Here is a 1,911-nt window from a genome sequence, read left to right as displayed (position 1 = left end):
CCCGAGTTCGACACGAAGTGCGGCAAGTGCTTGATTTCATTAGAAACCGCTTGAATATTTCCACTACAACAGGGGCAATTGCGTGTCTGGTACGGGCTTTCTGAGGTTCAGCGCCGAGAACAGTTCGGCCTGCTCGCGGTTGATGTTGGAGATGCCGCTGATGGGCGCACCTTGGTTGATGGAGACACTTTGGCGTTGAATCCTTCGCAATTGCGCCAAGGCCGTCTCCGGTGAGACCCCCTGGCCTGCCGCCTTCAAGCGCTGACGCATCACCCGGTACAGGATCAGGGCCATGAAGCAGATGCTGGCATGGGCTCGAATTCTCTCGGGCAGCCGGTGATACACCGGTGCAATTTCAATTTCCGACTTCAGCACCTTGAAGCCACGCTCAATATCGGCCAGGCTTTTGTAGCGCCGCACGATTTGCTCGGGGCCCAGATCGGCCACATTGGTGACCAGCAACAGCTTACCGTCCATCATTTGCGCGCGGGCCAAAGCCTTGGCGTCAATGTCGTAAGTGAACAGGTCCGACTTCAGATCGACCTTGATGATCTTGGACAGATGCGCTTCGGCCACCTCATGGAAGAAGCGCGCCTTGGCACCCGAATCGCTGAGCTTGCGGCCCCGGTGAACTTCTCCCGCGTCTTGTCCATCGAGTTTGCTGGCCAGTTGTTCTGCCCGTGTCAGCAAGCTTGCCATGCGCTTGGCACGCAGCGCCGTTTGCTCCTGCGCTCGCGCGGGGTCGTGTGCCACGATCAAGCGATGGCCTTGCCAAGAGGCTTGTGCAATGGTCTCGCCAGTCTCTTCTGCTGCGGCCTCATGCACAGGCTGGAGCAACTCAACGAACTCGTTGTATCGCCGCCCCGGCACGGCCAGGATGAACTCCAGCGGCTTGCCGCTGGGCAAGGTGATGGAGGCCAGTTCGTCAAGATTGTCGATGGACAACAAGCCCCTGTCGGCCACCATCACCAGCCGCTGAATGTGGGGATAGCGGGCCAACACCTTGCGCACAGTGGGCATCATGGTGGGGGCCTCAGCCGTGTTGCCGTCGAACACCTCGTGGTAGATCGGCATCCCATCGGCCGTTTGAACCACGCCCAGCATGAACTGGCGAGCCACGGTGCCCTCTTTGGACATGCCGAAGTGGCGCACGTCACCGTCTTGAACGCTGTGGCCTTCACAACGCACGGTGGTCAAGTCATAGAACACCACTGACAGTTCATCATCAATCAGGGGCCGCAGCAGATGGGCGACACAATCATCGACCGCGCCTTGATGATCCATGAGCGCATCCATGCTGCGAAGCAGGTGTTGATGGGTGATCTTGGAGGGTTCCACACCCGGCATTGAGACCGTCTGGAGCCAGCGCAGTGTGCCCAGCTTGGAGTCGGCGTCACACAGGCGGTTGAAGACCATCACGCGAATGGCATGCTCAACCGGGGAGGTGTAGCGGGCCTGGCGAAAGACGCCAGCCAGGCAATCAAAGCCGATCTCGCGCCAGAGTTGATCCAGCGCCCACACATCGCCCAGCGCCAGGGCGGATTCGAACTGCAATTGCGGGGTGGCCGTGTCGGTGGGGCCATGTCCACGGGCCTTGAGCAGGGCCTGCAGAACCTTGTCCACCTGGCCATCGTTCTCGTCGACGCGTCCCAGGGTGAGCAGGTTGCGCTGACGTGGTTGCCCATTGGCGTCGCGGAAGGATTCCACGATCTGGGCGTAGGTGTGACCACGGCTGCGGGCAAGCTTGACGAACATGTTTGGAGTGTAGCGGAAGACGACGCATCGGGTGCTACCCAGGACATGAAATGTTTACACTACAAAGAAATTCAAAAAACAGCAGATAAGCCGTTGATTCATATAGGCCAGGGTGCCTAAAACAGGCCAAATGAGGCAAAACGTGTCGAACTCCGG

The 1,911-nt window shown here is 59.1% G+C and carries 1 protein-coding gene; it reads right to left on the bottom strand.

The annotated features are described in order from the left end of the window. Positions 1-63: 63 nt before the first annotated feature. Positions 64-1,755: an IS1634 family transposase gene (locus AC3WUT_RS30105; RefSeq protein WP_492350746.1), complete on the bottom strand. Its 1,692-nt coding sequence runs from the start codon at positions 1,753-1,755 to the stop codon at positions 64-66. Between the last annotated feature and the right edge of the window lie 156 nt (positions 1,756-1,911).

Source organism: Curvibacter sp. EU05-FHT14A10 (genome assembly GCF_058791075.1).
This window is presented reverse-complemented; position numbering and strand designations above follow the sequence as displayed.